This is a genomic window from Chamaesiphon sp. VAR_48_metabat_403 (assembly GCF_031422475.1).
Classification (GTDB): Bacteria; Cyanobacteriota; Cyanobacteriia; order Cyanobacteriales; family Chamaesiphonaceae; genus Chamaesiphon.
Genome location: NZ_JANPLS010000218.1, coordinates 1 through 6,644 on the forward strand (window position 1 = coordinate 1; position 6,644 = coordinate 6,644).

General features: G+C 46.0%; 7 protein-coding genes. 2 read left to right on the forward strand and 5 right to left on the reverse strand.

Features of this window, described 5'->3' with window-relative positions:
• The coding region (locus RMO79_RS10185; protein ID WP_310483034.1) for a TIGR02921 family PEP-CTERM protein at window positions 1-1,878 on the forward strand (1,878 nt) is incomplete at its 5' end.
• A gap of 319 nt (window positions 1,879-2,197) precedes the next feature.
• Here RMO79_RS10185 and RMO79_RS10190 read toward each other — a convergent pair.
• From RMO79_RS10190 to RMO79_RS10205, 4 genes are all read right to left on the reverse strand, one after another.
• Window positions 2,198-2,656 (reverse strand): hypothetical protein, encoded by a 459-nt coding sequence (locus RMO79_RS10190; protein WP_310483035.1) that lies wholly within the window; start codon window positions 2,654-2,656, stop codon window positions 2,198-2,200.
• A 165-nt stretch (window positions 2,657-2,821) separates the two neighbouring features.
• Window positions 2,822-3,091, reverse strand: coding sequence for a DUF3146 family protein (locus RMO79_RS10195; RefSeq protein ID WP_310483036.1), 270 nt, complete (start codon window positions 3,089-3,091; stop codon window positions 2,822-2,824).
• Window positions 3,092-3,251: 160 nt separating this feature from the next.
• Window positions 3,252-3,827: a hypothetical protein gene (locus tag RMO79_RS10200; RefSeq protein ID WP_310483037.1), complete on the reverse strand. Its 576-nt coding sequence runs from the start codon at window positions 3,825-3,827 to the stop codon at window positions 3,252-3,254.
• Between the two features lie 203 nt (window positions 3,828-4,030).
• On the reverse strand, window positions 4,031-4,660 hold the full coding sequence (locus tag RMO79_RS10205; protein WP_310483038.1) for an FMN-binding negative transcriptional regulator: 630 nt from the start codon (window positions 4,658-4,660) through the stop codon (window positions 4,031-4,033).
• A 97-nt stretch (window positions 4,661-4,757) separates the two neighbouring features.
• Here RMO79_RS10205 and RMO79_RS10210 point away from each other — a divergent pair, with 97 nt between their 5' ends.
• Window positions 4,758-5,228 (forward strand): HXXEE domain-containing protein, encoded by a 471-nt coding sequence (locus RMO79_RS10210; RefSeq protein WP_310483040.1) that lies wholly within the window; start codon window positions 4,758-4,760, stop codon window positions 5,226-5,228.
• Here the strand turns inward: RMO79_RS10210 and RMO79_RS10215 are convergent.
• Window positions 5,225-6,436, reverse strand: a complete 1,212-nt coding sequence (locus RMO79_RS10215; protein ID WP_310483042.1) for an MFS transporter — start codon at window positions 6,434-6,436, stop codon at window positions 5,225-5,227. The genes RMO79_RS10210 and RMO79_RS10215 overlap by 4 nt on opposite strands.
• Between the last annotated feature and the right edge of the window lie 208 nt (window positions 6,437-6,644).

Below are 6,644 nucleotides of genomic sequence, written 5' to 3' on the forward strand. Positions count from 1 at the left end.
CAAAAAGCAGAATTACTACGGAAAGGGTTAGTAAACGCCTATCTTTCGGAGTATCGTTATTCGCGTTATCCAGACGAGCGATCGGTATTCAATGCCTATCACTGGCTCCTGTCATCAGATCCGATCGCGCAGGGAGTTCAAGATACTTATAATTTTGTCACCTATCCATTTACCTATCAAGGCAAACGTGAAGATCGCCAAACTGCGATCGATCTCTATGCCCAATTTTTTGACGAGTCGATCTTGCGCGGCGAGAAAAAGACCATTCGCCATGCCGTCGAATCAGATTTTAATCGGAGTCAGGCTAATGCTGGCTTATGGAGTATCGATACCAAGCGAGTACTACTAACCCAACAGCAGTTAAAAGTCGCTCCCCACGGCGATTGGGCAGATGTCGAACTGTATGAAACCTATAGAAATCAAACTGCCGATCCACAAGAAGTCTTCTATTATTTCTCCTTGCCTGAAAGTGCGGCTGTAACTGGGGTGTGGCTGGGTGAAACTGCCGATCGATCTCGGCGATTTCCGTTCCAAATTGCTACCCGTGGTGCTGCTCAAAAAACCTACAAAGCCGAGCTTCAGCGACAAGTAGCTCCAGTAGATCCGGCTCTATTAGAACAGGTGGGACCACAAAACTATCGTCTGCGGGTGTTTCCAGTCTTAGCCAACCAGCCGATGCACATGTGGATGACGTATAAAGTCATGAACAAAGACGGGATCTGGCCATTACCACATCTGAACGAACACCGCAATGTGTACTGGAATCGAAATACCCAACGCACGATTGACAGTAAGCCTGTAGCAGCAGCCAGCGGCGAATGGCTGCCCGAATCAATCGCAGCGGCTAACTCGGCACCGCAATTACACCAACTGACATTACCAAATAGCAGCAATATTATCGCCAAACCCTTCGCTGCCAAAGATTATAGTTTGCCTAAAAACAAACGACTGGCGATCGTCCTCGATAGCTCGTACAGTATGAATGCTCATCGATCGGAACTAGCAAAAACGATCGATTGGTTGCAAGCAAATATTCTGCCCCAAAATCAGGTAGATCTCTATCAGACAGCCAACGAGTCAGATCGAGCGCAACTATTACCAATGGCTGGCTTCAACCCAGACAAAACAGTCTTCTACGGCAAAATCGAACCGCAGCAAATGTTGGCGCAATTCCAAACCCTCAGTCAAACAGCCGCCAATTCTAAGTACGATGCGATCGTGGCAATTACCGATCGCGGTAGCTACGAATTAACCACCGATAAAAATCTAGAGCGATCGATGCCCGCACCCCTCTGGATGGTGCATTTGGGTGGATTGCCTCATGCCTACGACGATGCTACCTTAGCATCGATTCAGAGCAGCGGTGGCAGCATTTCGACAGACATCAAAACAGTGATGCAGCGGATCTCAACACTGCCGAGTTTGGGTGAGGGTACATCCTTATTAAGCGTCGTCGATAACTATGCTTGGTTCCTCACTCAAGCCAAAGATTCCACCGCACAACAAGATAATAACTTCGATCCGATCGCGGCACGGCAATGGGTGACGCAAGTCAGCCAATCGCTCAAACCTACCCAACTAAAAGAATTAGATGCAGTCCACGTCTTAGCAAAACGCTACAACATCGTCACACCCTATTCGTCAGCGATCGTGTTAGTGAATGATACCCAGAAAGAAACTCTCAAGAATGCCGAACGCGATAAAGATCGCTTCCGGCGGGAAGGCGAAGATAAAAGTGCCCCATTACCATCACCCCAAATGATGCCGTCGGGACAGGTTTCTGCCACGCCAGAGCCTGCGGAATGGCTGTTAATATCGATCGCACTCTTGCTCTTAGGAATGGTTTATCGGCAAAATAAGACCGACTCGGTAGTTTAACGAACAGCAGGGGTTTGCTTGGGTCGCTTCCATGGCTGGGGAACCCAGCCGGAGCGACTCCGCTAAATCCCCCACCGTTTAGGCTACCGTGTACACACATCTCTAGTGAGCAGCGAAATTGGTGGGAATCCCCCTGTCTTGTCTCGCTAAACCGTCGGGAAACAGAGGCGTGCGCGCATCCGCAATTCTCAATTCTCAGTTCTCAATTAATTTAACTACATTGTCCAACTCGCAACCGAGCTAGCGGTCGAATTAGGGGGTAGGGGCAGGCAAAATGTCGCAACATCAAAACACTACCCTACTACCCACCACGGGCGTTCTAGCGTTGAGGAGCGGCCTGCTTGTTCATTTCTTGGAGCTTAGTTTTCTGTTCGGGAGTGAGAATCGCATCCTGTTGAGCTAGAGCTGCGGTTTGGATGGCTTGGAGTTGGGTTTGTTGAGCTGGTGTTAATGTCAGGCTGGGGGATTTCCCCTGCTTTACTGCTAGCTTGAGTTGTTCTTTTTGAGCGAGAGTCAGCACGGCAATTTTCTTTTGCATGACAGATTGCTGAAGTTCGAGCAATTTAGTCTGCTGTTCTTTAGTAAGCTTGAGTTGCTCGACTGCTTGTGATTGCGAACTGGCTCCAGTAGGAGTAGTCGCTGGAGTAGTCGCTGGAGCGGTTTTAGTAGTGGGAGTTTTGGTCGGTTGTTGTTGTGCGACACTAGGAGCTGCGAGACAAGAAGCGATCGATAAGGAGCAAACAACAGTAGATAGCGCAGTTAAAGTGATTTTTTTCATAGGATGACGATCGAAATGTTTATCGAAGTTAGCTTAAACTAACAGTCGATTTTGATTGTTACACTTTTCGGTAGACTCCGCTAGTTGCAAAAATGTTCGTATTCAGCTAGATCTCTTGCTATCAAAGGGATAAAAAAGTTTTAGATTGGTGCTGATTTATTGGCATTAGAATTTTGCTCTGACGGTAAATTCATAGTCGCCGCCAGCTTCTAATTGGTAGTCCCACTGTTTGAGAAATCGACCCAGAGCATCTTGAATCAGAGCGCGTCCCAAAGCGGGTTCTACGGTTAATTCTAGGTTGCCTTCGCGGCAGCACCACTGAAAGTCCCAACAAAATTCTCCCGCACTCACTTCGCCGACAACTTTACCAAATTGCCAAGAGTGATGGGTGACACGCACGCGAGCGGTGGTTTCTGGTAGTTGACGTTTGGCCATAATTGCGATCGAAGGCTGCCAAAATATAGATATTTAGATGCAATGATAGCTCAACAATCTCGGCTTGGGATCGGGATTTACCGATCGGATTTAATTAAATATTATGAACGTCGCCGCCGCCAAAGCGATGGTAACTCGATCGAAACCGTCTTTCGGTAATTTACCAAAAGTTTGTTACACAGAGCAAGATGCCAGCAAGCAGCAATCCGATCGAAACTAATATTAGCGGTAACATTTCCGCTGTTGGTGTCACCAGATCGTATAAACGAACGCTAGCTTCAGATGCGGTGGTAGATTTGAGATTGTCTGTAGATGATAGTCGATAGGTTAGGCTGACTCGTCCGTCTTCAGGCGCAAAAAAGATCTCAAACAGACTCGTCCCACTTTCTAATCCATTAGTTTTCGATATCGAAATCTTTTCACTCTCGCTCGACACAGCCGTTTTTTCTGTCAGGATGACTTTACCCTGGCGATCTAAAACCGTGTAACTCAGCGGAAAAGCATAGGTAACACCTCTCTGGCGTGGGTTCGGATCCACAGATTCTACTCGCAAGAATATCCCCACCCGACTCCGCGAACCTGGTTGTAATTGAATAATCGGCGATCGAACATTGCTGTTTAATTCAAAATTAGACTCCCAAACTTGGTGTCCTGGTATCTTCAACATTCCCCAGCCAAATAGTAGCAATCCCACCAGGATCAGTACTAAACCCACAGCCAGTCTTGTGCTCGGCACGTTTTTTGCGATTGGGCATCTTATTCCTATTCCACCAATTAATCCAAAATCCTCTCCGCTGGCGCAGGTTTTGACTGAGATCTAGTATCGTTATCGGTTCGATTTTACAGTTAATTCAGGTCGCGATCGTTTTAAGTTTTATGGGTCGCGCGGGCGGAGATTTGGATGACCGATCGATTTCCGATGTAAAAATTCATGTGTTGCTACTCATACAAGTCAAGATTTTTTTTCATTTCCGTGCCAATATTTCGCTCGATCGGATCTGGACTCTTCAAGAGAGATTCTGTAACATTTTGACGATCGACATGGCTTTTGTTCTGACTGAGTTTATATTTGCCTTCTAATCGGGAAACCGTCATTTCAAATCCAACAATGCCATTCATCATCCCTTCCCGATATTTGTCCGATAAACTATGCCATTGTTTTTGATAAGTCGCTTCATAGGCATCCACCATTTTATCGATCGTTTCGTGCATCAATTCCGGTGTATCAGCCATGGTAATGACTTGTGGAATACCATAGGCATGGACGGCAATATAATTCCAGGTCGGGACGCTCTCTTGTTTTTCATAAAGAGTAGGCGAAACATAAGCATGTGCGCCAGTGAAAATTGCCAGGGATTCAGCCGCTGCAAAAGATTGCCATTGGGGATTTTGCTTTGCTAGATGACCTGTTAATTTCACAACATCTGCTTCAATAGTGACAACTAATGGAATATGTGAAGCACAAGGTACGCCATCGACAATCGATACCAAGGTAGCAAAACTGTTGTCTTTCATGAATGTAAGCAGCTTGCCTAGGTCGTTCTCTTGAAAAATTGTGGGTCTATACATGGCGATTATCGATTTATCAAATATTTGTCTGTCGATCGAGTATTTGGACAGTTAAGATGGAGATATAACAATATGTAGTTGTCATTATTATAATTTTATGACAGTTCGAGACATCTCAATCTGGTTATTGGCAACAGCACTGATAATTCATACGATCTCAGAAGCGTGGTTGCCTGAATGGGAAAAAGTCAAACCAAATTGGCAAGCTGTTGTCTTCAATCGGTTGCTATTTTTGGATAATTTACCAATATTTATATTCGCGCTCTCGATCGCTCTTACTGGATGGAAGTTGCCAATACTAGGAGGAATATTACCCGCAATTGGCATTACACATCCCATCTTCGACCATGTGGGATTAAGCATTTGGGGTAAGAAAATTAGACCCGGTAGTTGGACGGGAATGTTGTTGTTTTTCCCCTTGAGTATTTGGGTGTACTCGATCGGCTATTCGCAGCATTTAATATCACTCACCGATTTTTTAATTAGTGGCGCGATCGGATTATCAATTTCGCTCTGGCTACTATGGATAACCATCGAATATTTGAAAGTTACCGATCCATCGATTTAGACAGCACGAGAACGGGTTAAATTACGCACTTGAGACTTAAAAATGGCAAATCCTAAGGCAACGATAACTAGACCACCACCAACGAGCGCGTAGGTGCCACCTGAGCCACTAGATTTGGTCAATGGCTGGGTGACGATCGGCGATAAAAATTGTCCCAGAAACATCGATGTGGAAAGACCTCCCAACGCTCTACCCCGCATGGCATCGGGAACGGCAGAACTCAGCCACACCGACATATTCGGCATCAGAATTCCTAGTCCCAGTCCTGAAATTGCCAATCCGGTGAGCACCTGTGCCCAGTTTGAGGATTGACCGATTAATAGATAACCGATACCCATCAATCCGAAGATTGCAGGCAAAAAGGTGACAAATTCCATTCGCTGTTTGAGTTTGCCATAAGTAACTGATGCGATCGCACTAAATAACGTGCAAAGCGCGATCGCCATGCCACTTTGAGAGGGCAAAGCCTTGACTAAAGTATCGAGATAAAAGGGCAATTGAACGGGAATCAGATAAAAAGCAATTTGACTGAGGGTGGTCAATCCATACACAATTACCATCACGCCGACGGGTGTAGATTGACCGATCGAATCGGTTGCCGATCCCATATTTAGCTGGTGAGAATTGCTTCTGTCGGGTTCGATAATAAATGCCAACACTAATAATGCGATCGGCCATGCAAAAAGATAAATTCCAAATGGATAATGCCAATTTTGTTGAGCCAGCGCGCCGCCGAGTGTCAGAAATACCACGCCACCCAAACCCATAAATCCCGCTTGTAGCCCCATAAAAGCCGCCCGTGCGGGGCCGCTATAATAATCGGCAATCAGAGTCGTCGCACTCACCATTACCCCCGCCACAGCCAAACCTAGCACCGCTCGTCCGACTAAAATTGCGGGTAAACTTTCGAGGAATAGTCCCGAACTACCAGCAAAACCATACAGAATTGCGGTAATTAGAAGTAGTGGTTTGCGACCGAATTTATCGACCACGATGCCCGCGATTGGTGAACCAATGACGATAAATAATGCGGGTAATGTAATTACTAATTTAACTAAAGTTGTCCGCAGATCGGGGTCTGAGATCGCACTTTCAAATTGTTGTTTCATCGCTGGCAGCGATGGCGAAACCGTTGCACCAGACATTACTGTCAAGCTGCTGGCTAATAGTAGTGTTAATTTAGTTGTCCAAGAATTGGGATTTGGCATTAGTTATAGATCTCGCTAGAAATAGAGGGGCTGGGCGGAAAATCCCCTCCTCGGAGCGACGTTTTTATTCGGGGGGAACCCCCGAATAAAAAAACGTCAAGACAGGGGTGCCCGGTAGGGCGGGGTGGGTAAATCTCCGCAGCAAATCAAACAGAATTGCTGGCATTAATTAATTAGTTTTTTAAAAGCTTAGATCGTAATTCGGTCT

Coding starts and splice junctions, on each gene's coding strand:
- RMO79_RS10190 (WP_310483035.1), bottom strand. CDS start 2,656: ATGAAAAAAATCACTTTAACTGCGCTATCTACTGTTGTTTGCTCCTTA.
- RMO79_RS10195 (WP_310483036.1), bottom strand. CDS start 3,091: ATGGCCAAACGTCAACTACCAGAAACCACCGCTCGCGTGCGTGTCACC.
- RMO79_RS10205 (WP_310483038.1), bottom strand. CDS start 4,660: ATGTATAGACCCACAATTTTTCAAGAGAACGACCTAGGCAAGCTGCTT.
- RMO79_RS10210 (WP_310483040.1), top strand. CDS start 4,758: ATGACAGTTCGAGACATCTCAATCTGGTTATTGGCAACAGCACTGATA.
- RMO79_RS10215 (WP_310483042.1), bottom strand. CDS start 6,436: ATGCCAAATCCCAATTCTTGGACAACTAAATTAACACTACTATTAGCC.